Genomic DNA, 24,616 nt, shown 5'->3' with positions numbered 1-24,616 from the left:
GACGATGCCTACGATGCCGCACATGGTCGTGTCTTCCGAGCCTCGATGATGTCGGCGGAGTCCCGGCCCTGGCCGGGGTGCCTTCGCGCGGTCCGCGTCCCGCAAGAGCCGGGCCCGGCGCCGCGCGCCGCCGAGCTTGACCCCTTGTACCGGATCGGGACGGCGCCGTGCCAGCCCTGACCGCGCTCGCTCAACCCTTGCGCGACCGTGCTTCCTTCTCCGCCCGCATCGCGGCGCGCTTCGGCTCCGCCCAGCCTTCCTTGATCGCCTGCCGTCCGCGGGCGACGGCGAGGGCGTCGGCCGGCACGTCGTCGGTGATGACCGAGCCCGTGGCGACGTAGGCGCCCGCCCCCACGGTCACCGGCGCGACGAGGGCCGAGTTCGAGCCGATGAAGGCGCCCGGGCCGATCGCGGTGCGGTGCTTGTTCACGCCGTCGTAGTTGCAGGTGATGGTGCCCGCCCCGACATTGGCGCCCTCGCCGATCTCGGCGTCGCCCAGGTAGGTCAGGTGGTTGGCCTTGGCGCCGGCCCGGAGCGTCGCGTTCTTGACCTCGACGAAGTTGCCGATGCGCGCGCCCGTCTCCAGCAGGGCGCCCGGCCGCAGGCGGGCGTAGGGCCCGATGCTGACCCCGGCCTCGAGCCGGGCCCCTTCCAGGTGCGAGAAGGCGTGGACGACGGACCCGTCCCCGACCTCGACGCCGGGGCCGAACACCACGTGCGGCTCCACCACCACGTCCCGCCCGAGCACGGTGTCGGCGCTCAGGAAGACCGTCTCGGGGGCGATCAGGGTCGCGCCGCCGAGCTGGGCGGCCCGGCGCAGGCGCGCCTGGATCGCCGCCTCGGCGACGCCGAGCTGGACCCGGTCGTTGACGCCGAGCGCCTCGGCCTCGTCCACCGGCACCACGGCCACCGGCAGGCCGTCGCCGACCGCGAGCGCCACCGCGTCGGGCAGGTAGTACTCACCGGCCGCGTTGTCGTTGCCGATGCGCTCGAGGAGCGCGAGGGCGTGGGCGCCCGCGAGCGCCATCAACCCCGCGTTGCACAGGCGGATCCGGCGCTCGTCCTCGGTGGCGTCCTTCTCCTCGCGGATCGCGAGCACCCGGTCTCCCTCCGTGAGCACCCGGCCGTAACCGGCGGGCTCCGCGGCCTCGAAGGCCAGCACCGCCACCGCCGCGCCCTGCGCGAGCGGCGCGCGCAGGCGCCGCAGGGTGTCGCCCGTGATGAGCGGCGTGTCCCCGAAGGCCACCACCACGTCCTCGTCGCCCTCGGCGAGGGCGGCGCGCGCGGCGAGCACCGCGTGCGCGGTGCCGAGGCGCTCCGCCTGCGGGTAGAGCCGCGCCCCCGGCGCCGCGGCGGCGGCCTCGCGGGCGACGTCCTCGCGCCCGGGCTCCGCCACCACGGCGATGCGGGTGGCCCCCGCCTCCTGCGCCGCGGCGAGAACGTGGGCGAGCATGCTGCGCCCGGCGATCCGGTGCAGCACCTTCGGCAGGTCGGAGCGCATCCGCGTGCCCTTCCCGGCCGCGAGCACGATCGCCGTGAGGCTGCGCCGGCCGGAGGCGGTGTCGGATGTCGTCATGGGTTGCGTCCCGGATCCTGCTCGGTGCGCGAAGAGCGCGTCCGCCCCCCGGCTTAGCCGATCGCGGGGGCGTCGCAAAACCCGCCCGCACGGAGCATTGCCACTTCTGATGGAGTAGATCGGAAGTGTCTTAACCCCCGGTTCAGGCACCGGCGTGGTAGACGCTCTGGCGCGGTCCGCGGCGCGCGCTGCGCCGCACACGGAACGCGATGCCCCCTGCCCATCCGCCGCCGTTGCGTGCATGAAGACGGTATGACGCTGCCGACAGACGCTCGATCCGACCGCCCTTCCCGCCCCCGCGCTCCCGTCCGTCCCGGCGATTCCGCCGGTGCCGGAGACCGCACCCGCCGCGATCTCCTGCGCGCGGCGGGCGGGTTGGCGGGAGCGCTCGCCGCGGGCCCGTTCGCGGCCCCCCTCGCCGCCCAGACCGCGCTCGCCCTCCCCCCGGCCGGCGCGCGCTTCGAGCCGGGCACCGTCGTCGAGATCGCCCGCGCGCTCGCCAAGGCCCCCTACGCCGCCCCTCGCACCGACGACCTGCCGGGCTCGCTGCGGAACCTCAGCCGCGAGCAGTACAACGCCATCGGCACGGCGCCCGGCCGCGCCCTCTGGGCGGAGGCGGGCCTGCGCTTCACCCTGGAGCCGCTCCACCGCGGCTCGATCTTCGCGGACCGGGTCAGCCTCGCGCTGATCGAGGACGGCGCGGTGCGACCCGTCGCCTACGACCGCACCCTGTTCGAGACCGGCGGCTTCGTGCTGCCGGAGTTCCAGGAGGATCCGGGCTTCTCGGGCTTCCGCCTGCGGGCGCGCTTCTCGGGCGCCGAGCTCTCCGACTTCGCGCTGTTCCAGGGCGCCTCGTTCTTCCGCCTGCTGGCGGCGGGCCAGGGCTTCGGCGTCACCGCCCGGGCCCTGACGCTCCGCCCGGCCGACGCACGCGGCGAGGAGTTCCCGCGCTTCCGCGCCTTCTGGATCGAGCGGCCCGCCGCCGGCGAGGACCGGCTCGTCGTCCACGCCCTGATCGATTCCGAATCCGCCTCCGGGGCGCTGCGCCTCGGCCTGCGCCCGGGCGAGGCCTCGATCGCCGACATCGAGGGCACGATCTTCCCGCGCGTCGGCATCGACCATCTCGGCCTCGGCGGCATGCAGGCGAGCTACTTGTTCGGCCCCCACGACCGGCGCGGCAGCGACGACGCCCGGGCCGGCGCCTACGCGGCGGGCGGCCTGCAGATCCGCAACGGCGCCGAGGAGGCGATCTGGCGGCCCGTGCACAACCCGGACACCCTGCAGATCTCCTCCTTCCTCGACGCCGACCCGAAGGGCTTCGGCCTGATGCAGCGGGCGCGCGCCTACGCGGCCTTCGAGGACGACGTGCAGCACTGGGAGTGGCGCCCCTCCCTGTGGCTGGAGCCGCTCGGAACCTGGGGCGAGGGCGCGGTGACCCTCCTCGAGATCCCGAGCGATTCCGAGTTCAACGAGAACATCCTCGCTTACTGGCGGCCGAAGACGGCCCTCGCGGCGGGCGCCGAGACGCGCTTCGCCTACCGGCAGTTCTGGTGCTGGGAGCCGCCGGAACATCCCCCCGTCGCCCGCGTTGCCGGCACCCGCAGCGGGCGCGGCAGCGGCGGCAACCGCCGCCTCTTCCTCGTGGACTTCACGGGCGAAGCCTTCGCGAAGCCGGGACCCGAGGTCGAGACCACCCTGACGGCGAGCCCCGGCACCATCGCCCGGCAGGTGCTCTATCCCTACCCCGAGCGGCGGACGATGCGGGTCGCCTTCGAGCTCGATCCCGGCAGCGAGCGCGCCTGCGAGCTGCGCCTCGCCCTGCGCCGGGACGGGCGCCAGATCACCGAGACCTGGCTCTACCGCTGGACGCCGTGAGAGGGCACGCCATGGACCGAACCGCCGCCCTCGACGACCGCCCGCCGCCCGAGCCCCGGAGCCCGGACCCGGGCGGCTTCGCGCCCGCCATGCCGCCGGAGGCGCCGCTCGCGATGCCGGTGCAGGACCTCGCGCGCTGGAGCCCGGAGCAGGGCCACCGCCCGGCGAAGCCCCTGCGCACGCCCTGGGCCGCCCGCCTGTTCGTGTTCGGCGGCGCGGCCGCGCTGACCGTCTACGGCGGCCTGCAGATGTACGAGACGATCGCGGTCTCGGGCAGCCCGACCGCGCTGCAATGGGCGCTGCTCGTCCTGTTCATCCTGAACTTCTCGTGGATCGCCCTGGCCTTCACCGGCGCCATCCTGGGCTTCGCGGCGCTGATCCGCCGTCCGCGCCCGCCTGAGGCGCCGGCCAGCCTCGCCACCCGCACGGCCGTGCTGATGCCCGTCTACAACGAGGCGACGGCGCGCACCTTCGCGGGGCTCGAGGCCATGCGCGAGGCCGTCGAGGCGACGGGGCTCGGGGCGCATTTCGACTGGTTCGTGCTCTCGGACTCGACGCAAGGGGATGCCTGGATCGCCGAGGAGCGCGCCTTCCTCGACCTGCGCGCCCGCCTCGGGCCGGAGGCCCGGATCTACTATCGCCACCGCCCGAAGAACCACCATCGCAAGGCGGGCAACATCGGCGACTTCGTGAGCCGGTGGGGCGGCGCCTACGACCACATGCTGGTGCTCGACGCCGACAGCCTGATGACCGGCGCGGCCGTGGTGCGGCTCGCGGGCGCCATGGAGGCGGACCCGGACGCCGGCATCATCCAGAGCCTGCCGCTCATCATCAACCGCAACACGCTCTTCGCCCGCGTCCAGCAATTCGCCGCCCGCATCTACGGGCCGGTGATCGCCACGGGCCTGAGCGTGTGGTCGGGCCGCGACGGCAATTACTGGGGCCACAACGCGATCATCCGCACGCGCGCCTTCGCGCAGGCCTGCGGCCTGCCGGACCTGACCGGCCGGCCGCCCTTCGGCGGCCACGTCCTGAGCCACGACTTCGTGGAGGCGGCGCTGATCCGGCGCGCCGGCTGGGCCGTGTACATGTTGCCCACCCTCCCCGGCTCCTACGAGGAGAGCCCGCCCTCCCTCATCGACGTGGCGGTGCGCGACCGGCGCTGGGCGCAGGGCAACCTGCAGCACAGCCGCATCATCGGGACCGCCGGCCTCGCCCTCGCCTCCCGCCAGCACTTCGCCACGGGCATCGCCGGCTACGTCGCCTCTCCGCTCTGGCTGGCGCAGCTCGTGGTCGGTATCGCCCTGGTCCTTCAGACGGCCTACGTGCGACCCGAGTACTTCACGAGCGAGTTCGGGCTCTACGCGGTCTTCCCGCGCTTCGACCCCGTGCGGGCACTCAAGCTGTTCGGCCTCACCATGGGGATCCTGCTCGCGCCGAAGGTCCTCGGCCTGATCCTTGCGCTGAGCGACGGGCCGGTGCGGCGGGCCTGCGGCGGCACCCTCCGGCTCCTCGCCTCGAGCCTCATCGAGATCCTGCTCTCGGCGCTGATCGCCCCGATCGCGATGCTGATCCAGTCGGGCTCGGTGTTCCAGATCCTGGCCGGCCGCGACACCGGCTGGAACCCGCAGCGGCGGGACGACGGCTCGATCCCCTTCAGCGACATCGTGCGCCGCCATCGCTGGCACACGGCACTCGGCCTCATCGCGGGGGTGGCGGCCTTCGCGATCGCCACCTCCCTGTTCCTCTGGATGTCGCCCACGATCCTCGGCCTCGTCCTGGCGATCCCGATCTCCTGGGCCAGCGGCCAGCTCGGCCTCGGTCTCGCTCTGCGGCGCGCCGGCCTCCTGATGACCCCGGAGGAGCGCGAGCCCCCGGCGATCGCCGCGGCCGCCGGGGCGCTCGCCGCCCGCAATGCGGCCCGCGGCCTCGACGAGGCGGACGGCCTGCGCGCGCTCCACGCCGAGCCCGGCCTCGCCCGCGCGCACGTCGCCATGCTGCCCGCCGCCGAGCCACGCCCGCGCGGACGCATCGACCCGGACCGCACGCTGGCCCAGGCGAAGGTGGTGGAGGCCGAGACGATCGCCGAGGCGGCCGGCTGGCTGACCCCGAAGGAGCGCATGGCCCTCCTCCACGACCGCGCCCTCCTCGACCGGCTCAGCCGCCTCGCCCGCTGAGAGGCGGCGCCGCGGGAGATGTTTTCGATGTCCCGCGCGGGCGTTCTCCGCTATCAAGCGCGCTGACCCGCGCTGCCGAGCGCGGGCCCGGAAGGGTGGCCGAGTGGTTTAAGGCAGCGGTCTTGAAAACCGCCGTGGGGGCAACTCCACCGTGGGTTCGAATCCCACCCCTTCCGCCAGTTATGATTATTAAGTGTTTGTATTATTTAATCTATTTCGAAGAGCCGCGCTAGTCACCCCAACAATTACCCCAACAGCGTGCTCGGATCGCTGCGGATGCAGGCGGACGCTTTGTCGTTACTCCCCCCACCTCCTCGTGTGGCAACCATAGCCTGAGCTCCAGCGAATTAGCCGATCGTTAACCGTGCTGGTCGTACGGCTGACCCGAGTGGGACGCCCCTGCTCGTCATTGGGAACCCTGCTGCGATCTCAACACGCGGCGGGGTTTTCCATTTCTGAGCCCTTCATCAGCTGCAGGTTTGATGTCCGCCTCCCCTGCTCTTCAGCTCGTCCCGTCCCAGATCCAGGCGTGGCGCGATGCCTTCTCGCGCCTCAAGCCGTCCTCGCCGCCCTGCCCTGGCCTCTCGCAGTCGGCCTGGCTGCCGATGTACGACAACGCCCTCGACTTCCTCGATCGGTTCGGTGCCGAAGCGCTGGAGATCGGGTGGAGCGTGACGGACCTGTTCGGGGTGCACCCGACCGCCGGCACGATCCGCGCGGACCACTGCGGCGCCCTGATGCTGAGCGGGGCGAAGTGCACCAGCCTCTCGGCGGATCGGATGAAGCACGGCCTCGTCACCTACTACCGCAACGTACCGGGACGGCCGACTGGCATCCCGGTCTGGGAATTCAGGTGGTGAGCGGGTTGTGAACGCGCGCGTGGCCTACTGTGCGTCAGACAGCAGGCGCCGGCAATCTCTTTGCAGTAGGACGCGTCACGCCGCTGCGGGTCGGGGCTCGCGCGGGAAGTCCGCATGTTCGGCAAGGTAGTTGATCTCATCAATGCGGAAGGATTTCCCGCCGCAATCAACTCTCGCTGTCTGCTGATGCTCATCGTTGAGAGCCTTAACGAACGTCACAGCCTGCGCAAGTTCTGCAAATGCGCGAGTGTTTCCCTTCAGTTGAGCATCGTTCTTCTCAGAGAGTACGCTCACCTTCCAATGAACGACGGCATAACGGTTCCACTCAATCACGTTTTCACCACTCTGTTCTCAAGACCTGGCGCACGACTACGCCACCGCTCGCGCGACCGTCGAGGGTGCGCAGCGTATTTCACGCAAATTGCGGCATTGTTCATGAACCGTAACTGTACGAGATCAAATTTCTGCTGCCGGCTCCGATGTGCTTGGCCTACTTCACCCAACCGGCGTCGGCTGGCATCCTGGCTGGGAATTTAGATGGTGAGCCCTATCCTCGGGCCATGACCGAACAGAGCATCCTCGACCTCGTGCTGAGCAACGCTATCCGCTTCCTGATCGAGGGTGGATTGCCGCTTGAGATCGTCGAGGAGGACGGTCAGCTCCGCTATTTCGTTGAGGACAGAGAACTCGACGCCGACCAGATCATGGCATCGGCGCGCCTACTCGGCATGAAGGGACTGACGCCGCATGCCAATGGCTAAACCCAGCAACGATATTCGCGCGGCGGTTGTCGACGTAGACCATCGCAACTAAAGCCTCGTTGATGCAAAAGCTCGAAGCACTCCTTGACCGCCTGAAGGCGCACCAGCGCGAGATCATCCTGGAGGCAGCCGAACGCGATATGCTCCCGCCGGACAGCATGCTGCGCCGGATCGCCGAGCTTGAGAACGTCATTGCCGCCGTAGAGGCTGTGGCGGACGAGGAGCGGCGCGGGGGCTGAGCCGGTCGCGACGCTGACCGACGGCGAGTTGGTCACCTTGGCCGGCCGTGGCATAGCGTGGCCATGAGCAACGACGTACCGCACCCCTACAGCATCGAAGTCGAACCCCTCACCAAACCGGAGGGCCACTTCGGTTGGACGCTCCGCCGAAGCGGAAAGCTGATTGAGAGATCGGACCGGGCCTACCGAAGCGAGGAGAAGGCTCGGGAGGCCGCCTTAGTAGCCGCCGAGCGCGACACGAAGCCAATGCTGGGCATGGGCCGTCGCTGAGGCCAGACCTCAGCACATCGCAAGAGCTTCACCGTCCGGGCCCGTCGGCATTGGCACGAGAGCCAGCCCGGTCCCATTCACGTCCAGAATGGCAACATTCCAGTGCTGGGAATTCCGGCCGCCAGCAGGTCGCTCCTCGATGATCCTGTGCCAGATCTCGATCGCGTGGGTTTGGGCCGCGTCCACATCGGGGAGATCGACGCCCTTATGATCTCGGGTGACATCGTCACCATCGTGCAGCACGTCGAAGAAGACCAGGGCATGAAGTTCTCGCCGGCAGAGGAGTTCTGCCGGCGTCAACGCATGGGATTGCGCGGAGTGCTCGCACCCGCCTGTGACTTCTTCGACTGCGCCGACCCGGCACAGTCCAACGCACCCGCGGACTGTCACGCTGGACGCACCGAGAACAGCGTCAATGGATGTGAACTACTCGACGCACGAGGCGGGAACATCCGCAACCGGAACAGGAACTGTCGCAGGCTGAGGAATGGAAGGAGATATCCGCGTCAATCAACGGGCTGGACGCTAGAGGTTAGGTGACTGCTGACGAGCGGCTTGCGCCATTTCCACGAGTTCATGACCAGCGAGGCCGCCGCCATAGCGTGCGAGATCCTCGACCTTTCGGCCGCGGGCGCTTGGCCGGTAACGAGGGATGTCGCTTCTCTGCGCCCGGTCCAGCAGACGAGCCTGCTGACGCTGAAGGTTGGCCTTGGCGGCTAGGGCTGTCGGCATAACGGCTCCTCTTCCCATCGGCAGCGGGGAGCCTACTAAAGCTTAACCATAAGAAACAGGCTTGACAGTGCCTTTTGTGCGGAAAGTGACTTTGCCCCGCCGCTTGAGGGGGATCGGAGTGGCGGAGCGTGCCGTGGGCGCACGGCAGAGCCGATACGCAACGAGGCTCGTGAGAGGCACCATGGGGCCAAGCGGTTAGCCGAGCATCAACAAGAGGCAGAAAAGACGAACTCCGCCCCGAAGGCTCAAAATGGCTAACACGCCCGACCGCCCTCCTGAGAATTTTCGACCATGCCTGCCAGCGGCCCGCTGGGCTCGTCCGCAGAGCGTCCTTCTCACCGCCGCCCCTTGCCCTTTGCGGGTTCATCGGCAGCATCGCGCGCCAATCGCGCCGCCTTCAAGCGCGCAGTATTTTCATCCGCCGCGCTCACGGCCGGCTCCTTCGAAGCTCCTAGCGTGGCGCGATCCTGTGTTTTGGCAAACTCCGCTTCCGCCTGCTTCCGCTCTTTACTGTAATCGTCGGCCATCCTGCCTCCTTCACGTCCCCTTGCGCGCCCTGCTTAGCCGCCGGCCTGCTCATCGTCTTCAGCCACCTTCGTGAACTGCCGGGCCAGAGCCTCGACCTGATCGGCTGTCGCAATCACCCGCAGCACGTGGCCATCGTCGGCCTCAATCGTGAGTTCGTAGCCGCCGGGAACGTCCGTGATCACCACACGGACCAGCTTCTTCGGGTCAGACATGGACGACAGCCAGCGCAACGGAGTGCCGAGCAGAATGGCTGCGCTCCGACCCGGCAGCAACCTACATGTGCGTCTTGCTCGGATGTCAGCGGGCCTGCCCTCCGGCACCTATCCTGGAGGGCCACAACGAGCCTGCAGTGTCACAGCGGCTAAGGATCTAAGACCACAGCCTCCCGTTCCTCTATCGGCGCCCGCCTCGGCGGTTCGCCCAGCACAGAGAGGAAACGATGACCGACGACAAGCAGAAGCCGTCTGAAGTAGATGCGCAGCCTGGGACAGGCTCCACCAAGCCCCAATCTGCCGAGCCTGACCAATCGCCGAAGCCCTCCGAGGTGGACGCTCAGCCTGACAAGCCGGTGTCGAACGACCGCGGTGCGAATTAGGCGGGGGACAGCGCCGATGTCTGTTCCAGTTCGCTCCCCCGCTGCCGTCAGCGTGGAAGGCCGGCATGCCTTCGATCGAGGCGACCCGATCGAGGCCAATCCCTACCCTGAAGGCTCGGAAGAGCATGCCACATGGAAGCGCGGCTGGCAGGTGCCGGATGGCGAGCGTGGCGACACGTCCGTCTCAGACACCTCAGAGCAGCAGCGCGAGCACCCCATCGGCGACGGTCCTGAATAGCCACAGAGCCAATCACGTGAGCTTTTGCCGACGCGGCCGTCCAAGGTTGAAGCACAGCGGGCAGCACAGTGTCAGAGGATGGGCCTGTGTCACTTCCGCGGGCGTGGGCGCCAAAGTCTGTCTGCCAATCCAGCCGACATTGGCCGTTGCTGGAAGTGTTCGTCCGATAGCTGAAAGAGATTTGTTCGCCATCATCCGCTCGCACCTTGCCTGACAATATCCTTGAGGCGCTGATGCGTCGTCCACCCTTGGCTTCCCGGCCGCGTAGGCTGAGGCGGTAAGGCGTCGAGCATCCGCCAGCGGAAGGAGCTGACTGAGGGAGCGGGTGTGAATACGGAGCGCACTCGGCCAGCATCCGATCTGAAACGGAGACACTGCCAGTCTGTCGGTCGCCTCCTGTGGTACTTTGCGCTCGTAGCCGCGTTCTCCTTCGCAGTGTCAGGAGGATGCCATGAACGCCCGTGTCTATCCCGATGTGAACACAACCTCGGCTAGTAGCGCCCCTGCCAATCAGCCCCACCATCGGCAGGGGCAGGATATCGACAGTGTCGATCAGCTGAGCAGCATCGTGCTTATGGGCCTTGCGATCGCTGGAGGAGTGGTGGCGATTTTGCTCATCGCATTGCTGGTCTGAGTGAGTTTAAATAGCCAGTTCCAAGGTCATGTTTTCGCGTTCAAACGAAAAGCCCCGCGAGGGTGCGGGGCTGAAGATCGGCTGCAGGAATGGGCTGGCTTACTGGCTTCCGCCATGGCCGCCGCTGCCAGCGCTGCCCTGCGGCACGCGCCGAGAGGGCTGGCCCGCGTTGCCTCCAGCCGCCGAATCCGTCGTAATCGTCTCAGCGCCGGTAGCACCCGGCGCGATAATCACGTCGCGGGTGTTGCCGGTGGTGTTGGGCTGACCCGTGATGACAGTGCCAGTGGTATCCGGCGGTCGCGGATAGGGGGAGGTCTGGGCGAAAGCCGGCCAGGCCGACATGATTGCCAGAGCAGTAAACGTTCCAAGCTTCTTCATAGGATCTCCCTGCTGACGAGCGCCAGCGTCGAGCCTACCAACCGCGCTTTGTGCAAGAAGTTTCTCCACCTCTGCCAACATTATTCTCAAACGTTGTTGAGGTTGATCTATGTAAAATGAAGTCCACCGCGGCGAGCCAGGCGGACTTCTTTTTCGATGGCTATGCGTCAGTAGCCGTAACCGTAGTAGCCGGTGCAGTTGCCGTAGGCGTCATACCCGTAGGCGCAACCGCTGCCATAGTAGCTGCCGAGGCCATATGCGGCTCCGAGGCCCAGGCCCAGGCCGACGGCGCCGTACCCAAGACCACGACCATAGTAGCCGCGGCCACGATAGCCGCCAGCAAAGCCTCGTCCTGCGAAGCCGCGACCGGCAATTGCGCCACCACGGAAGCCACCGCCTCCTCCAGCAAACCCACCGCCGCGGAAACCACCGCCGCCAAACCCACCACCACCACGGAAGCCCCCACCTCCGCGGGCGTCAGCGGTGACCGGGATCATGGCAAGGGCGCCGGCCATGACCGCAGAGGCTAATAGGATGCGTGTCATTGAGATCACCAAAGTTTTGGAGGAGCCCACCTCCAGGGCGAACGCGGCCGTGCCTGCAACGTTCGCGCGTCAAATCGTACCGATCGTGATCTCACGGCAGGTCGACTGCTTGCTCCCTCGGCCCCTCGCCATCGTTCAAGGATGCTGCCCAAGGGAAATGGACTGGCGCCAAATTCACGCAACCGTGAGTGGTGTTCGTGATGGCGTGGACGCACGAACGGTCACCGAAATACTCGCCAGCCTTGAACGGATCCGGAGGCGGCTCATGAGCCCGGACATGCGGAGTTTTTGCACGTCCTGGGCGAAGCAGGGCCGCCCGGTATCACCGCGGAAGATCGGCATCGGCTGCACAGTGGCTCAGGGAAAGGCTCGGCAGGATGCTCGGGTTCTTAGCTATGTGACCTATGACGCGGTGGTGCGTGTGTGGGCGATCACTCAGCTTGGGCTGGAGGCTCTCGCGAGGGTGCAGGACCTACCGCTCTGACAAAGAGCCCGCCGCGGCAGAGGGGTGCCGGGCGGGCTCGGGGTGAGAGCGTGTGGGGCGCCCTCGCGGCTTCAAATTGGAATAGTGGCCGAAACAAAAAGCCCCGCGAGCCGAGAGGCTGCGGGGCTGAGTGCTTTGGGAGGAACCGTTGCCCCGCCGGGCGCGCAGGGGGGCTGAAACGATCCGGCGGGGCATGCCGAGAAATGGCTCACTCGACAGGCTTTTCATTCCAGGCGGGGCGCGTCCTGGCAATCATACAAGCGTATGGCTGGGCTTGTGTCGTTGCGCACATCTTCGTTCAGGAATGCGCTTACCGCGGTAGATGCCGGGCTAACCGGCGTGCAGCGGTGAAGCGATGCCGGAATGCTTGTTCTGGTCCGGGGTCTGTCTTGGCGTTGGTGTCGCGATCTGTAATCAGCGGCGCGGCACAGGCTTGTAGGCACGAAAAAGCCCGCCACGGCGGTTGCGGGCGCCGGGCGGGCTCAGGATGAGATCGTCGGGGGACGTTCTCACGGCTAAGGTGCCTCGCGTGGATGATGGACGCAAGACGCAAAGGCTCCGCGCTATAACGCCCACGCGAGGTCGCACCTTTATGCTAGCTGCCGGTTGGAAACGAACGGTTTACCGCGGCCGCATCCAAACAGGCCAAGCGAAATGCCTCAGCGTGCCAGAGGTGGCAGGCAGCTGCTCAGCACTCCGCAGCGTCAACCGCACGTAATGGTCTAGCTTTCCTCTGATCTAGCCTCTAGAATGCCAAGCAAAGCGTGAGAATGTTCCTAAAAATTTAGCAATACCGAAGTCGAAAGCCTTTGTCATGATCATTGCCGGCCTATTATTTCTGATAGGGGCCGGAATTGGCTTTCGTTGCGATGTTGTAGTGCTTATCGCAGTTGCCGCGATTTTGGTGCTCGGTTTGACGATCCTATGGTTTTTACTGGGAGAGCTGGATATTTCCAAGATACTCATAATAGCTGCATATCTATCGGCAATGCAGGCAGGCTATATTTTGGCTGCGTACCTATCGGCGCGCCAGGACCCGAACTGACGGCACGGCAGCCGCTACCAAAGCCAAACAATGCGCCCCGTGACTGCGTAGATAACGAGCCACCACGCGAGTGCGACTATGAGCGATGCGACGACAAGCAGCCATGAAGGACGCAAGCGGAGTTTGCGGCGCAACCTCGCCGTGGGATGATCCAGCAACCTGGCCTCTCGGAGCGTGAGCATCAGTGTGCTCTACGAAGGAGGGTAGCCAAAAGTTTCGAGACCGGCCGCCGCGCTGACTGCGTACTGCTCGGGCGTCCCATCTCAGAGGGCAGAGCGCCTAGCATTTCCGCAGCACAAGCCTGTGTCGCCGGGGGGCATAGCAACTCAGCCGCCCTTCCTTGTATCCCCAGCGCCGTCCTCTCAATCGCTGGTCCGATGCCGCATTTCTTGCCCTTCAACTCGCTTCATCCGAGGTCTAGGCATGGCGCGATGCTTTCTCGCTACACCTCGATCTAGCACAGCATCAGCACCACCTGCTCGGCACACGGCCTCTGTCCTCGCCTCATCTCCAGCTCCTCCGGTCCTGGCTGATCCTCTTAAACAGCCTGGTCCACAACCAGCTGGTCAGGACAGCAGCCGCCTCTGTCTGCACTTGAGCCAGGGTGAACACGACGACCTCAGGCGGTCGGGCTCATCCGCTGGGCTGATGCCCATTTGACGAGGGATCATGCGGCGAGCGCCAGAACCGTGAAAGCGAATGGTTGGTTGATAGGGAGCAATCTTGTTGGAGCAACGGCATGGAGCCGCACGTCTTTCAGCGCGACGACGTTACATTCCGGATCGAGTTCCAGGGGACCGAGTTCGGATGGGAGGGCCGCCTCTTCATTGAAGGCCATCCCACACTGCAGGTTGTGCGGGTGCTGAACGTGTGCGGTCTGAGCCAGAATGAGGCACGCAGCACCATCGTGAGAGGCTGCGAGGCGATGGCCGCAGATATCCAAGCGCCGGATGCGACGAAGCTGTGAGAGGCGCGGTCGTGCGGCTTGCAAACCGCAGCAACTACATTCCTCAGGCGGCAGAGCGTGGTGCGGATCTCGCCCGCATCGAAGACCAGTCGGGCAATCGCGCGATCTGCGGTCGGTCAACAGGTGCCGGCAAGCGGCCAGTTAGTGCACGCCCTGCGAGCGGAGTGGATCTACAGCGAGTGGCGTCACCGGATCTTGACCGCAGACCACCGCAGCGGTGGGCCCTGAGCCCCACGACCAGTGGCTCAGCGGCGACGTTGATAGCTCTGTGGAGGTCAGTTCGTCGGGGGGTTGCTGTGCGTCGGCATATTCCGCCAGCATGTCTTCGAGTTCCGCTGGGCCGATCATATCCGCTCCTCGGCAGCCATGTTGCGCCGCACAAGAGCAACCGGACATCATCTTGATGGTTCCTCGCCTGCGTCGAAGAGGAGGCTTTGAGACGTTCCGTTGGCCAGTGCGAAGGCAGGGCAGTGAGTTGAGATATCCCTTCAGCGGTTGCCGCATTCGATGTTTGTTCCAAGTGTGGTTCGGGCAGCAGAGGAGGCAGTTTGGGACGCAATCGCATTTTCGTCGGCCCTGAGCAGCGCGACTTCCTCGACCGGGCCGAGGGCGGACGGAAGGAGTGCAGCCGCGTCCTGTCCCGTGCCGCGATCAACTCGCCCGTCTACGTGGCCGCGGGCGGCATCGTGGATGCCATCGACGGGTTGGCCGAGGCCGTCCCGGGCGACCGGAAGTATTTCCACCTAGCGGTGCCAACCACGCCCGGCGGGAACCTGACGCCAGCGCCGAAGGGCGACGAGAGGACATGCTCGGACTGAGCCGCTCCCCTGGTCTCTCAGAAGCCTCCCTGCCGCGCGTTCCAGAAGCTCGAAACCACTCTCCCGGAACCGATTTGGAACGTTCCGCTGGGGCATGCCCGAGTGGAACAGCGTCGGCGTGCCTTCCAAGCGCAGCGGAAGAATTATTCTGCTTGCCACGCAGGCTGGCATGCTGAATAATGCATACATCGCACCCTGAACGGTATGCTTCGCCGTAGCCGAACACGGCGTTGCACCAGGGGTGGCCGAACATGACGGAGCCCGAGCATGCTTCGCTACGCGATCCCGATGGCCCTCGTCCTCGCCGCGACCGGCGCCCGCGCCGCCGAGATGGTCGAGGCACCGCTCCCCAGCCGCGCGCCGGCGCTCGTCACGCAGCTCGTCGGCTACGCGATCACCCTGGAGAAGTGCAAGGCGGTCAAGCCCGGCCGCAACGCCCAGGCGCCCTGGCTCGCCATCCGGGCGGCCTACGGCGGCTCGCAGGAGCGCTGGGAGCACGACCAGGGGCGGCTCAAGGCGCTTGTGCGTACCGAGATCAACCGCCGGCGCCTGACCATGCCGGAGCCCGCCGACGGCTGGTGCGAGGAGGCCAAGCGCGCCTACGGCCGCCGCGGCACCGTCTACCCGGACGCGATCTCGATGATCGACGGCTCCTCAAGCGGCGTGTCTCTGCGGGCGGAGGTGCTGTTCACTGCTGACACGCTGGAGGTCTACCAGCACTGATGGCGCGCCGCGCAATGGGTGGCCGGCAGCTCCGGAATGCAGTTACGTGAGCTGGCCGGCTCCACAATGCCCGGCCCGCGAGCGGCGCCGTGGCGACTGGTAGTCGTAAGCCGCAGGGGCAATGGCTCGTGTCATGACGGTGTGCCCCCGGGCTGCTCGACCTGCCCGCGCCGTTGAAGGCGTAGGGCGACGATCCAGCGAAGGATCGCCCAGGCCGAACCCACGCTCCAACCGGCCAAAACGTCCGTCGCGTAGTGGACCCCGACGTAGACCCGGCTCAGCCCGACAGCCACCGTGAGAAAGACTGCGAGGCCCATGAAGTATGCCTTGAGCCGAATGTCTGCGGCGACGCGCGTCATGAGGGCACCGAGCGTCAGGAAGGTCACCGCGGAGAGCATGGCGTGGCTGCTCGGGAAGCTGGCGGTGAACACCTGAATGCCGCCGGGGATGTTGGGACGGGGACGATTGAAGAGCAGCTTCAGCCCGAAGCTGATGAGCGTTCCGCCCAGGATCGATCCTAGTACCAGGGCAGCCGCGCCCTTCTTGCGGATCAGAAGCAGGTAGCCGACCACGGCCGCCAAGAGGAAGCACAGGACGACCATGCTGCCCAAAGCAGTCACGTCGCGGCCCAGCTCGTGCACCCATGCCGGCCCTATTGGGCCATCCGCTCCGAGGGGGCGAAAGAAGCGCGCAACAGCATTGTCGAAGGCCATGGTGTCGCCCTCCATCACCTCGTCGGCCAGCAAGCCGAATGCGAGAAGGAGTGCGGCAACGCAGAACAGCGTGGCCAAGAGGCTGATCTCCCGCCTGCCGAGGCGGGCGATGACGGACGCTTGAGCAGGAAAACTAAACCGGTTCACTCGCCCAACTCCGTTGTTGCCTGGCGTGGTTGATAGAACCCATCAGATTGAAGACCTCCTCGATGTAGGCGCGGATCAACGCCTCGTGCTGGACTGCTGCCATCGTCCTTGCTCCTCACGGCGCGCATCTGACAGCATCGCCCTCTCCTGAATGTTCACGGCGTCTGGCTGGCACGCGTACCTCGATAGCCTCGACCCAGACCGCAATCCCGTGCAAGCGTATCCGTTAGGTCACCAGCACGGAGGCGAGATTGGCAATCACGAAGCATGGGCTCGCTGCCTCCGTCTCGGGTGCTGCCCGCACCCGCGGCCCTGGCGCCAGGGTAATTGCGAGCCCGAACACCAGGGCTGCATCAGTTCGATGATGAGGCAGAAGGCTATAATATGTCGATTTCGCAGAATTCATTGGTGTTGTATGGTTTCTTCTTGGTCGTTGGGGGAATGTTGCTGGCTCTGCGCGCGCGACGAGCGGTTGAAAGCCCGGCGAAAAACAGATCAATGATACTTGCTGGCTCGATTACACTGGCAGGTCTTGGAATTTGGGCAGCTAGCCTAATGGTAAACAGGTAAAACCTGAGGGCCCGCCCGATAAACGATGGGGTCTGGCCCGTTGATGCTCGCCTAACTGTCCAAAGGCGTCCTACGCACAGGCCACGTTGCGTACCGGCCAGGTCAGCCTCGTGTGGACACGACACGCTCCGCCAGCCCGTGATCAGATCGGGCGGCGGGGCAGCCTCATCCCATGCTGAGCTGCTGGCCAATCAGGACGATACGCACGCGAAGGTAGCGCCGCACTTTCCTTGCCTCAGCCGATGTCCAATCCCACCTCCTTGAACAGGGAAGCTGAGATAAGGATCGGCATGACGCGCTTCATTGCAGTCGAACGGGGTACAGGCCGCGTCTACGGCGACACGGCTCAATTTGGATCGGCAGGAAACGTGGTGTCGCCAGCCGACGCAGTTTGCCTGTTCGACAGCCAGGCTGGCCGCGCCGCGCGCGGCTTCGGCTACGTCAAACCCAACAGCAACTCGGCGCACTACGACGTCTATGAGATCCCGCGTTCTGCTCCTGACAAGGCGGCAGCGAGTGATGCGGAGGCGCAGGCTCTGGTCCGCGAGCACGGCTCGTTGGTGACCTCTCTCGTCACCTACAATTCCTAAGCACGCTCAACCTCAATCCTGCGTTGCGCATCAGCATCGCGGGCAGGTGCCTTGGACCCATCCGGAAACAGCCTGGTCTGAGGACGGTTGTTCGGATGCCGGCCGAGGCGATCCTCACACGCTCGGATCGGCTAGACGGCGCGGGGTCCAAATCTCCGACCCGCGCCGTCGAACCCTGCTCTCCGTGTAGGTTGGTGCTGTGCCGCGCAACGAGATCCCGGAGGATGGCGATCAGCGTGCGATCGTGGTGCTGGTGACGGATGAGGATGATACTCCAATCTACTCGGCCAGCCTCAACTACGCGGGCCTCTCGCTTCTCCGGTAAGCAGTGCCACGCGCTCCATATCACCCAATCGGCGAGGGCCATGTGGCCTGCTTAGGATCCGAGCGGAAAAAACTCCAACCCTGCGCTTGGAGTTGATACGCAAGCCCCATTCACGACCTCGCGCGAGGTCTTCCGCCGGTCCTACGCAGAAAAAAGCCCCAGCGCAGGGCCAGGGCTGAAGGTGTCTCTTCGTCACCATCACCGCCACGGCTTCGGGGACCAAACCGAGCCGTCTATGAGGCCAACGTGCCCTCAGATCAGCCGTTCCGCAGCTCTCGCGCAAAGAAAAAAGCCCCGGCCGAAGCCAGGGCTGTAGGAGCGCGACCCATGGGGGCTGAATTGGGCCACTCAATGCAACAACCTGCCAGAAACTCAGCAGTTCCCCGCAGCCGTTGACCCGCAACCGCCGGCCACAATCCGACACGGCTTCGCACAAGATTTCCCGCCGGCCTCGCGCAAAGAAAACCCCGGCGCGAGGCCGGGGCTGCAGTTCAGGAAGGCTGCCTTAGCGGGCCGAGGTCACAGCAGCCTCAGCGACGACGCGCGGGGCCGCCGGGGCATGCGCAACCAAGGACGGCGTGGTCGTCAGCTCCGACGCCGGACGCACGGCGGCGGTGGCGCGAGCCTGCTCGCGGTAGAGCGTCGGGGTGACATCGATGCGATCACCCGCCATCGCAGTGCCGGTCAGAGTGGCGGACGCGACGACGGCAAGAACAAGAGTGCGGATGGTCATGGTAATGATCCCTCTGGAGCTTCAGGGCCTGCGCCCTGTTTCATGAGAGGGATGTGCTCCGCGCTGCACCATCATTCAAACAGATGCCGTCGATAGCCAAAATTGACGTCATCAATATGCGATGGGGCATCTCCTACTTTGGGCTTGCTCCTCTCCTAACCCTCTGAGGTTCGACTAAACGCCGCGCTGCGTCCTATCCGCAGGCCGCCGAGCATACCGGCCCGATAAACGTCGTGTAGACACGATACGCCCCGCCAACCCATGATCAGAACGGGCGGCGGGGCAGCTTCATCTATCGTGGGCCGGCAGATGGGTTGCTCACCTTCGCTACAGGCTCACATGTAGTGCCGATGCCGGTGTCGCATGTGATGATGGTGATGCCGGTGGTGGCGCATGTGATGATGGTGCCGATGATGGCGCATGTGATGATGATGGTGCCTGTACTGCACGTCGATCAGATCGCCGGGGGCCTCAATCGCGCTGGGCAGTGCCGGAGCCGCCGAAGCCGAGCCAACCGAGCTGGCAAGGCCCAAGGCGGCCAGAACGGCTAGGGCGAGGAATGGCTTTCGCATGGGGTTTCCTTCCATCTTGAGGGCCCGCAGTGAGCGGACCTGCATGGCTCTACGCAAGTTGGCCGTGCTGGGTTCAACGCGGAGCCGATGCGGGGAGGCGTGACCTGCAGCGACGGCAGGCTGCGGAGCACTCTGTCGGCCGACGAGCAAGCTTGCTTGATCGAGCAGTCCGCTGCTGCCGTGGCGCAGCGGGATTGGTGACGGATCTCTCAGCTGGTCAGCGAAGCAGTCGCCGACTGGCCGCTCGCTGGCGCATTTGACGTCGTGGGCGCAGCCGAGGTGAGAGCAGCCAACGGTGTCCTCACCCCAGAATTGGGCATCTCAGGCTCGTTCCCGTGTCGCCGATCGCCCACAGGCCAGGCGGTCACTTCCGCTCTGGAACGCCCCTCAGGCAGCCAGGTTGCGGCGGAGCCTACCCCCGGAGCTAAGTCTGGATCGTTTCGATCGGGAGAAAAATGGTCAATAAGCAGGAATTTTATGTAGTCGACAACTACAAACAGGAGCACAAACAGGAGTATCACCCCGATCAGCACACCGATGAAATTAACTTCATTGACAGCGGTTTCTAAAATCAGGTTCATCAACTCGCTATCCGAGCGAACAAAGTCGCAATCGTTCTTGCCACTAACGCCATGATAAAATGCGCAGACAGATCCTACCCAATGCCCGATCTTGGCAAAAAATATCAATTGTGCGACCAATGCGGTGCAGCACGCGATAGACGCGAAAGCTACCCCAAACAAAGTAACGGTTTCCAGCGCTACGACTATGCGGTGCACGTGCGCGATCACCGGGCGAGCTTCCTAGGCATCAATGTCTTCTTACGTACCGTACCCGCATCGGGCTACGTCGCAAGAGGAGATCGCTCGGCATCCTGCTGCTCAGTTAGCCGCTTCTCCGGCCGCGCTTGGATGATCGCCGTTCGCACCGCCGCGCGTCGGGCCGCGGTACCGCAGTTGCGCAGCGTCAGAAGCCTCATCGAGAATTGGTTCGCGGCAACGGCGGCAGCAAGGTCCAGTTCGTCCTCGCGGCCCAGGGGAAACAGTGTCGGCGTTCTTTGGGAGAGGTAGGTTTCCACGGCTGCAGTCACATCGGCCGACGGGATCTCACCCGAGGACAGAAGGCTAACAACGGTCGCAATGCGCATTTTGCAGTTTTACCTCCATGCAATGGCAATCGGCCGCCAATTGCGCGTTCTTTTGTCGGTGCACAAGTCCTACACGGACACCCATGTTGGTTGATCCCTGGCGAAACCATGGCAATCGGCAGAAATGATTGCCGTGATAGTCATCTTCCTGATCGCCACGATCGTTCTCGCAGCGTTTCCACATCGCGAGCCGTGGCTCGACCTTACTCTCGGCTTGGTTTTTGTGTCGGCGCTGATGATGATTGGGGTCGGTCTGTCTTCCCATTCCTTCTGAGGAACGATGGTGCCGGCCGCGCCTCGCAGATCAAGAAGCCGCCGGCTCTCGGCCGTTACTCGCCACGATCCGAGTGGGCGCCCCGCTCCTGTCCGCAAAGCGGGCGTCCATAACGGCGGCCGGCAAAATGGGTTGCTGTGAGCACAGTGACCTGTGGGCCACGGTGCCGGACCTTGGGACATCGCCAAGCCACCAAAGGTTGTCCCGACCCATCGGCAAAGCCTACGCTTGCCAAAGGCGAACCAGCCACGGCGCCCGGCGACACCAGTGAGGCTGAGCATGACCAAACGCGCCCTTTCTGCCTGCGCAGTTGCTCTGACGGTCGCACTCACCGGAGCCGCGAGTGCTCAGGGCACGTCCGCTCAACAGAATGCCTGCATCCCGGACGTGATGCGGCTGTGCAGCGCCTACATTCCTGACGCGGGCCGTATCACGACGTGCCTGCGCAGCCAGCCGCACAACCTCAACACGCAATGCCGTGCGGCAGTCACGCCGGCATCTTCGCAGCGTGCTGCTCGTGAACGCACGAGAACCTGAGCGCCCTGCATTCCCAAATTTTTGCCGAAGCGAAGCATAGCCATCGTAGGCGTTTAGCTGCGGCGCATCCGCAGTGGCGTGGCGTGTAGCGTGCTGTCGCCTCCTCGGCCGGAAGTGGCGGCGACTTCAGGCAGGGCTCTTCCCCACTTCGGGTCTGCGCCTCTTGCAGGCTGTTGACGCTCAGCTAACCGCTTCGCTGCATTCTGCGCGCAGGCCACGTTGCGTACCGGCCCGATCAGCGTCGTGTGGACACGACACGCCCCGCCAGCCCGTGATCAGATCGGGCGGCGGGGTAGATCGTCTTGCTCATCGGCCTGGCTGCAGAACTCCATGCACCGGCCACGTGACAAGGACACCGCAGGGGTCGCTGGCTCTCGGTCATTCACCCCACCTCCGAGTGGGCGAGCCCCTCCTTGCGGAGTTGGATGCCGATGAAAGGCCGCTACGTCCTCGGACCGCTGCGCAAAAATCGCCGCGCGGCCTGCTTCGGCTGAGCTGGTTCCAGGGCAGGCTTCTTCTCCAGCAGACGCTTCACGCGCTCGTTGAAGTCGTTGGCTGAAATAGACTGAGCCGACCCATTGTTGGTTGCATGCGCCATCATGATCTCCGCATCGTCGCCCAAAGCACGGGATTGCGCGGAGGGTGGAGGATCTATGATGCACGAGGGCCGAAAAGGCTAGGACATACGCCAGCGTCGATCTGCTGGCGGCGGTCGGCCTTGGTGTCGGCGAGTGCCTGTGGCACAGGGTCAGGCATGACTGACACGATCCCCAACACCCATCCCTACACGCTGGAGATCCTTCCGCCGAAGGCGGAGGGTGCCTCCTATCAGTGGGCGATCCGCCGAAGCGGCAAACTGGTCCAGCGCTCGGATCGCTCGCTCACGAGCGAGGCGAAGGCGCACGAGAATGGAATGGCGCAGATCGAGAAGCTGCTGTCGGGAGTGGGCGAGCGGTAGGCGTCACGCTCTCTACGCCTCCACCCGACCAGCAGGGTGGCAGCGCCGTTCGCCGGATGGGCGTTAAGGAGCGCCGCCTGCCGCGCCGTGCGCTGGGAAGGCAGCCAGCTTGCGCGTGATCCAGTCCTGCGCCTCATCCAGATCGGCGAACTTGGGAGGGTACGGATCATCAAGCGGCCCGAACCCAGCCTCCAAGAACCACATGCCCGCCTCGTCGCCGTACTCGTCCGAGAGGTGGGTCAGCACCGCGACGAGGGAGCCATTCTCGAAGACGAGCTGGCTCTCAGCGTCGGTGCTGCCTGTCCTGACACGGATGGGCTGCAGTCGAAGGCTCATGCAGCCGCTCGCTTTTCCAGATGCAGGTACGTGGGATCAAACTCCGAGACCTGGCTGAGTTCATCCCACGCCTCGATCACCAGCGTGTGGCCGCGCAGCGTGATCAGGCTCTGCTCGCGCATCTGCTTCAACACGCGGTTGACGTGCACGTTCGTCAGACCCAGCGCGTCGGCGAGATCCACCTGCGTGATCGGCAAGGGGCAGCAGTAGCTCCCAGCCAGCCCCACCGCCTGCAGCTTGAGGTACAGTTCGCAGAAGAGGTGCGCCATGTGCTCGTAGGCCGAGCGCCGGCCCATGCCGATTAGCCACTCGCGGAAGATCGCCGCATCCACCAGCGTGTCGCGCCAGAAGGCCGCCGCGATGCCGGGATGCTGCGCGATCAGCTCCCGCAGATTGTCGTGCGGGATGAAGGCGACGGTGGCCTCGGTCAGCGTGGCGAGGCTGTGGTCCATGGTGTGGATGTGCAGGCTCTGCAGATCCGGGACGTCGCCCGCGATGTGGAACGAGAGGATCTGCCGCTTGCCTTCGCCAATGATCTTGTAGCGGCAGGCCCAGCCCTTGAGGATCAGGCAGCACTGTGAGGGCTTGTCGCCGTCGTGCACGATGTCCTGTCCGGGCTGGAGAACTCGGGTCTTCGCCGGCAGGTTCAGGATGGCCTGCCGCTCCTCGTCTGAGAGGATGGCGATGCTCTCCAGCTTGCGGACGAGCATGGTCAGGGCGTGGGTGTCGGAGGTCGAGGGCATGGCCGCTTCGCCTTGCGTTGCAGGCGGAAGCGCACGGCTCTCCCAGCCATCAGCACCTGTGTCAGAAAAGCTGATGATGGCCTCACGATAAACCGATGTAATTCGGCGGCCATAACCCAGATCAATTTTTACAGATGTTTTTAATGTATGCTGTAGAGCGTCAAATTACCGCGATTTTTTATTCGTCGGGGAACGATTTATTTGGGTTTTAATTCGCGGGCGAGAAACCCAGATTTTTTGGCTGAGCTTCAAGGCCGCTTTCCTGGCAAAGCCCAGGGCGGCGGCAGGTCAGAAGAGGACGCCTTGTACGCGGCCCTGGTCCAGACGCGTGCGCTCGATATCGGCAACTACGGCCAGCAGTGGGCGTAGCAGCAGAAGGCTCTAGCTCTGCAACCTGCTGCCCGCGAAGGTGAGCGTAGCCGAGTAGACGGGATGGTTGTTCTCGTCCCTGACCAGCACGGTGAACGTGCTCTGGTCATCACCCTTGGGGATTTCCTCGCGGGCGATGTCGGGCAGGAGCGACTTGGCCTTTGCACGTGCCTCGTCCCGGCTTGCAAGCTCGGTCCCCGTGTCGTCGGACTGGGGACCACCGTCGTGAACGTCGAAGAAGTAGCGGGGCATGTGGCTCTCGGCATGTTGGGCGGGAGCACACGCATCTCTCAGGCGCCGACGGCCAGGGATCAAGCCAGCGATAGTTCGCTTCTGCACCGATCGGTACGGAAGATGCCACAACGTTTGTGAACCCTCGCAGGAGATAGACCGCATTCCATTAGGGCTTGCTCGTGTGGACCGTTCCAAAGCCGTTCCCGGAGAGCGGTCTTGAGCTTCTGGAAAGTGCTGCAAGGGGAGGTCTAAGAGCCCAGCAGAACGGCCGAGGTTGAGCGTTCTCTCACCGAACCGGCTCTTGGCTGGTTCGAACCAGCCCGCTGGGCGCCTCTAAACCAGAAGCACCCGCTACCGACTTGCTGGCCTTCAAATAAAAATTAGCTCGCATGAAAATCTAATTTCATACGCGCTGGGTGCATATCTCAGGCGGATCCTGCAAGAAGATCTGCGCTCAGGCAGGCGAAATATACGTTCACTAAGCACACGAATACGCACTATGGTGCAATGCAAAATCAGCAGACCGCATCGCACAAATTCCGTCGTTCAATCCCTCATCGGTCGCCTTCGCGGACGGCCACCCTGAACCTGGAGACCTCCCATGCGCACCACTCGCGCTCTCGCCCTGGCTGCTCTCGCATCCGTCACCCTAGCCGGCACCGCGCTCGCGGGTGACCGCATCGATGTCACCCCGACGCTCTACCGCGAGCAGGCCCGCGCCACCGCCGCCGTGCGTCCAGCGGCGGAGCTCACCACCACGCCGTCCCTGACCGCGCGTGCCCCGGCGACCCCGCGCGTCGTTGCTGAGGTCGTTGCAACTTCTGCCCGTTAAGGCGGGTTCCCTGCCCCTGCAGCCCTGGCCTCGCGCCAGGGCTTTTCTTTGGCACCCGCAAGCACGTTGCAGCCACGGCTGAAAGGCCACT

32 protein-coding genes, 1 tRNA gene and 1 pseudogene are annotated in these 24,616 nt (G+C 65.2%); 20 read left to right on the top strand and 14 right to left on the bottom strand.

The window, feature by feature from the left end; translation table 11 throughout:
• Positions 1-190: 190 nt before the first annotated feature.
• On the bottom strand, positions 191-1,576 hold the full coding sequence (gene glmU, locus MOX02_RS24970) for a bifunctional UDP-N-acetylglucosamine diphosphorylase/glucosamine-1-phosphate N-acetyltransferase GlmU (RefSeq protein ID WP_147028533.1): 1,386 nt from the start codon (positions 1,574-1,576) through the stop codon (positions 191-193).
• A 252-nt stretch (positions 1,577-1,828) separates the two neighbouring features.
• Here glmU and MOX02_RS24965 point away from each other — a divergent pair, with 252 nt between their 5' ends.
• The 4 genes from MOX02_RS24965 (at position 1,829) to MOX02_RS24950 (ending at position 6,488) form a co-directional block, all read left to right on the top strand.
• Positions 1,829-3,451: an OpgD/OpgG family glucan biosynthesis protein gene (locus MOX02_RS24965; RefSeq protein WP_147028532.1), complete on the top strand. Its 1,623-nt coding sequence runs from the start codon at positions 1,829-1,831 to the stop codon at positions 3,449-3,451.
• An 11-nt stretch (positions 3,452-3,462) separates the two neighbouring features.
• Positions 3,463-5,628, top strand: coding sequence for a glucans biosynthesis glucosyltransferase MdoH (mdoH, locus tag MOX02_RS24960; RefSeq protein ID WP_147028531.1), 2,166 nt, complete (start codon positions 3,463-3,465; stop codon positions 5,626-5,628).
• 89 nt (positions 5,629-5,717) lie between these two features.
• A tRNA-Ser gene (locus MOX02_RS24955) sits at positions 5,718-5,807 on the top strand.
• Between the two features lie 303 nt (positions 5,808-6,110).
• Positions 6,111-6,488: a hypothetical protein gene (locus MOX02_RS24950; RefSeq protein WP_147028530.1), complete on the top strand. Its 378-nt coding sequence runs from the start codon at positions 6,111-6,113 to the stop codon at positions 6,486-6,488.
• Between the two features lie 75 nt (positions 6,489-6,563).
• On the opposite strand, the gene MOX02_RS24945 is transcribed toward MOX02_RS24950, so the two are convergent.
• The gene (locus tag MOX02_RS24945; RefSeq protein ID WP_147028529.1) at positions 6,564-6,821 is read right to left on the bottom strand and encodes a hypothetical protein; all 258 of its coding nucleotides are present in this window, start codon (positions 6,819-6,821) and stop codon (positions 6,564-6,566) included.
• Positions 6,822-6,973: 152 nt separating this feature from the next.
• On the opposite strand from MOX02_RS24945, the gene MOX02_RS24940 reads away from it, so the two are divergent.
• From MOX02_RS24940 to MOX02_RS24935, 3 genes are all read left to right on the top strand, one after another.
• Positions 6,974-7,249 (top strand): hypothetical protein, encoded by a 276-nt coding sequence (locus MOX02_RS24940; protein ID WP_147028528.1) that lies wholly within the window; start codon positions 6,974-6,976, stop codon positions 7,247-7,249.
• A gap of 62 nt (positions 7,250-7,311) precedes the next feature.
• Positions 7,312-7,488, top strand: a complete 177-nt coding sequence (locus tag MOX02_RS31540; RefSeq protein WP_170267954.1) for a hypothetical protein — start codon at positions 7,312-7,314, stop codon at positions 7,486-7,488.
• A gap of 63 nt (positions 7,489-7,551) precedes the next feature.
• Positions 7,552-7,758 carry a hypothetical protein gene (locus MOX02_RS24935; protein WP_147028527.1) on the top strand — a complete coding sequence of 69 codons (207 nt, stop codon included), beginning with the start codon at positions 7,552-7,554 and terminating at the stop codon, positions 7,756-7,758.
• Positions 7,759-7,767: 9 nt separating this feature from the next.
• Here MOX02_RS24935 and MOX02_RS24930 read toward each other — a convergent pair whose 3' ends face one another.
• From MOX02_RS24930 to MOX02_RS24920, 3 genes are all read right to left on the bottom strand, one after another.
• Positions 7,768-8,058, bottom strand: a complete 291-nt coding sequence (locus MOX02_RS24930) for a DUF6894 family protein (RefSeq protein ID WP_147028526.1) — start codon at positions 8,056-8,058, stop codon at positions 7,768-7,770.
• 767 nt (positions 8,059-8,825) lie between these two features.
• Positions 8,826-9,017 (bottom strand): hypothetical protein, encoded by a 192-nt coding sequence (locus tag MOX02_RS24925; RefSeq protein WP_147028525.1) that lies wholly within the window; start codon positions 9,015-9,017, stop codon positions 8,826-8,828.
• A gap of 33 nt (positions 9,018-9,050) precedes the next feature.
• A complete protein-coding gene (locus tag MOX02_RS24920; RefSeq protein WP_147028524.1) occupies positions 9,051-9,230 on the bottom strand; it encodes a hypothetical protein in 180 nt (59 codons plus the stop codon).
• 227 nt (positions 9,231-9,457) lie between these two features.
• On the opposite strand from MOX02_RS24920, the gene MOX02_RS31535 reads away from it, so the two are divergent.
• The 3 genes from MOX02_RS31535 to MOX02_RS24910 all read left to right on the top strand — a co-directional run bounded on the left by MOX02_RS31535 (position 9,458) and on the right by MOX02_RS24910 (position 10,485).
• Entirely contained in the window at positions 9,458-9,613 is a 156-nt protein-coding gene (locus MOX02_RS31535; RefSeq protein WP_170267985.1) for a hypothetical protein, read from the top strand.
• Positions 9,614-9,629: 16 nt separating this feature from the next.
• Positions 9,630-9,851 (top strand): ribosome modulation factor, encoded by a 222-nt coding sequence (locus MOX02_RS24915; protein ID WP_147028523.1) that lies wholly within the window; start codon positions 9,630-9,632, stop codon positions 9,849-9,851.
• 451 nt (positions 9,852-10,302) lie between these two features.
• Positions 10,303-10,485 (top strand): hypothetical protein, encoded by a 183-nt coding sequence (locus tag MOX02_RS24910; RefSeq protein WP_147028522.1) that lies wholly within the window; start codon positions 10,303-10,305, stop codon positions 10,483-10,485.
• 99 nt (positions 10,486-10,584) lie between these two features.
• On the opposite strand, the gene MOX02_RS24905 is transcribed toward MOX02_RS24910, so the two are convergent.
• Together MOX02_RS24905 and MOX02_RS24900 are read right to left on the bottom strand one after the other, a co-directional pair.
• Positions 10,585-10,863: a hypothetical protein gene (locus tag MOX02_RS24905; RefSeq protein WP_174804967.1), complete on the bottom strand. Its 279-nt coding sequence runs from the start codon at positions 10,861-10,863 to the stop codon at positions 10,585-10,587.
• A 170-nt stretch (positions 10,864-11,033) separates the two neighbouring features.
• Positions 11,034-11,408 (bottom strand): annotated as a pseudogene (locus MOX02_RS24900) (hypothetical protein); the annotation flags it as partial.
• Between the two features lie 1,298 nt (positions 11,409-12,706).
• Between MOX02_RS24900 and MOX02_RS24895 the strand changes: the two are divergent.
• The 4 genes from MOX02_RS24895 to MOX02_RS24880 all read left to right on the top strand — a co-directional run bounded on the left by MOX02_RS24895 (position 12,707) and on the right by MOX02_RS24880 (position 15,445).
• Positions 12,707-12,937, top strand: a complete 231-nt coding sequence (locus MOX02_RS24895; protein WP_147028520.1) for a hypothetical protein — start codon at positions 12,707-12,709, stop codon at positions 12,935-12,937.
• Positions 12,938-13,676: 739 nt separating this feature from the next.
• On the top strand, positions 13,677-13,904 hold the full coding sequence (locus MOX02_RS24890) for a hypothetical protein (RefSeq protein WP_147028519.1): 228 nt from the start codon (positions 13,677-13,679) through the stop codon (positions 13,902-13,904).
• 548 nt (positions 13,905-14,452) lie between these two features.
• Complete coding sequence (locus MOX02_RS24885) at positions 14,453-14,722, top strand: hypothetical protein (RefSeq protein ID WP_147028518.1); 270 nt, start codon at positions 14,453-14,455, stop codon at positions 14,720-14,722.
• Positions 14,723-14,989: 267 nt separating this feature from the next.
• Positions 14,990-15,445 carry a hypothetical protein gene (locus MOX02_RS24880; RefSeq protein ID WP_147028517.1) on the top strand — a complete coding sequence of 152 codons (456 nt, stop codon included), beginning with the start codon at positions 14,990-14,992 and terminating at the stop codon, positions 15,443-15,445.
• Positions 15,446-15,576: 131 nt separating this feature from the next.
• On the opposite strand, the gene MOX02_RS24875 is transcribed toward MOX02_RS24880, so the two are convergent.
• Positions 15,577-16,236: a phosphatase PAP2 family protein gene (locus MOX02_RS24875; protein WP_238178654.1), complete on the bottom strand. Its 660-nt coding sequence runs from the start codon at positions 16,234-16,236 to the stop codon at positions 15,577-15,579.
• 929 nt (positions 16,237-17,165) lie between these two features.
• Between MOX02_RS24875 and MOX02_RS24870 the strand changes: the two genes are divergently transcribed.
• Positions 17,166-17,465: a hypothetical protein gene (locus MOX02_RS24870; RefSeq protein ID WP_147028515.1), complete on the top strand. Its 300-nt coding sequence runs from the start codon at positions 17,166-17,168 to the stop codon at positions 17,463-17,465.
• A gap of 830 nt (positions 17,466-18,295) precedes the next feature.
• On the opposite strand, the gene MOX02_RS24865 is transcribed toward MOX02_RS24870, so the two are convergent.
• Positions 18,296-18,523, bottom strand: a complete 228-nt coding sequence (locus MOX02_RS24865) for a hypothetical protein (protein ID WP_147028514.1) — start codon at positions 18,521-18,523, stop codon at positions 18,296-18,298.
• 350 nt (positions 18,524-18,873) lie between these two features.
• On the opposite strand from MOX02_RS24865, the gene MOX02_RS31530 reads away from it, so the two are divergent.
• Positions 18,874-19,074, top strand: coding sequence for a hypothetical protein (locus MOX02_RS31530; RefSeq protein WP_170267984.1), 201 nt, complete (start codon positions 18,874-18,876; stop codon positions 19,072-19,074).
• A 230-nt stretch (positions 19,075-19,304) separates the two neighbouring features.
• Here the strand turns inward: MOX02_RS31530 and MOX02_RS24855 are convergent, their stop codons facing one another.
• On the bottom strand, positions 19,305-19,886 hold the full coding sequence (locus MOX02_RS24855) for a hypothetical protein (RefSeq protein ID WP_147028513.1): 582 nt from the start codon (positions 19,884-19,886) through the stop codon (positions 19,305-19,307).
• Between the two features lie 53 nt (positions 19,887-19,939).
• Positions 19,940-20,242: a hypothetical protein gene (locus tag MOX02_RS24850; RefSeq protein WP_147028512.1), complete on the bottom strand. Its 303-nt coding sequence runs from the start codon at positions 20,240-20,242 to the stop codon at positions 19,940-19,942.
• 133 nt (positions 20,243-20,375) lie between these two features.
• Between MOX02_RS24850 and MOX02_RS31525 the strand changes: the two genes are divergently transcribed.
• The 3 genes from MOX02_RS31525 to MOX02_RS24840 all read left to right on the top strand — a co-directional run bounded on the left by MOX02_RS31525 (position 20,376) and on the right by MOX02_RS24840 (position 22,011).
• Positions 20,376-20,516 carry a hypothetical protein gene (locus MOX02_RS31525; protein WP_170267983.1) on the top strand — a complete coding sequence of 47 codons (141 nt, stop codon included), beginning with the start codon at positions 20,376-20,378 and terminating at the stop codon, positions 20,514-20,516.
• Positions 20,517-20,795: 279 nt separating this feature from the next.
• Complete coding sequence (locus MOX02_RS24845; RefSeq protein WP_147028511.1) at positions 20,796-21,053, top strand: hypothetical protein; 258 nt, start codon at positions 20,796-20,798, stop codon at positions 21,051-21,053.
• Between the two features lie 754 nt (positions 21,054-21,807).
• Entirely contained in the window at positions 21,808-22,011 is a 204-nt protein-coding gene (locus tag MOX02_RS24840) for a hypothetical protein (protein ID WP_147028510.1), read from the top strand.
• A 63-nt stretch (positions 22,012-22,074) separates the two neighbouring features.
• Here the strand turns inward: MOX02_RS24840 and MOX02_RS24835 are convergent, their stop codons facing one another.
• From MOX02_RS24835 to MOX02_RS24825, 3 genes are all read right to left on the bottom strand, one after another.
• Complete coding sequence (locus MOX02_RS24835; RefSeq protein ID WP_147028509.1) at positions 22,075-22,347, bottom strand: hypothetical protein; 273 nt, start codon at positions 22,345-22,347, stop codon at positions 22,075-22,077.
• Positions 22,344-23,090 (bottom strand): Crp/Fnr family transcriptional regulator, encoded by a 747-nt coding sequence (locus MOX02_RS24830; RefSeq protein WP_147028508.1) that lies wholly within the window; start codon positions 23,088-23,090, stop codon positions 22,344-22,346. The genes MOX02_RS24835 and MOX02_RS24830 overlap by 4 nt, the downstream gene beginning before the upstream one ends.
• Positions 23,091-23,471: 381 nt before the next feature.
• Positions 23,472-23,711, bottom strand: a complete 240-nt coding sequence (locus MOX02_RS24825) for a DUF6894 family protein (RefSeq protein WP_147028507.1) — start codon at positions 23,709-23,711, stop codon at positions 23,472-23,474.
• A gap of 583 nt (positions 23,712-24,294) precedes the next feature.
• Between MOX02_RS24825 and MOX02_RS24820 the strand changes: the two genes are divergently transcribed.
• The gene (locus MOX02_RS24820; protein ID WP_147028506.1) at positions 24,295-24,525 is read left to right on the top strand and encodes a hypothetical protein; all 231 of its coding nucleotides are present in this window, start codon (positions 24,295-24,297) and stop codon (positions 24,523-24,525) included.
• Positions 24,526-24,616 lie beyond the last annotated feature (91 nt).

It is taken from the genome of Methylobacterium oxalidis (assembly GCF_007992195.1).
Lineage (GTDB): Bacteria > Pseudomonadota > Alphaproteobacteria > Rhizobiales > Beijerinckiaceae > Methylobacterium > Methylobacterium oxalidis.
Note: the sequence above shows the minus strand (reverse complement) of the source record. Positions and strands in the feature narration are given on the sequence as shown.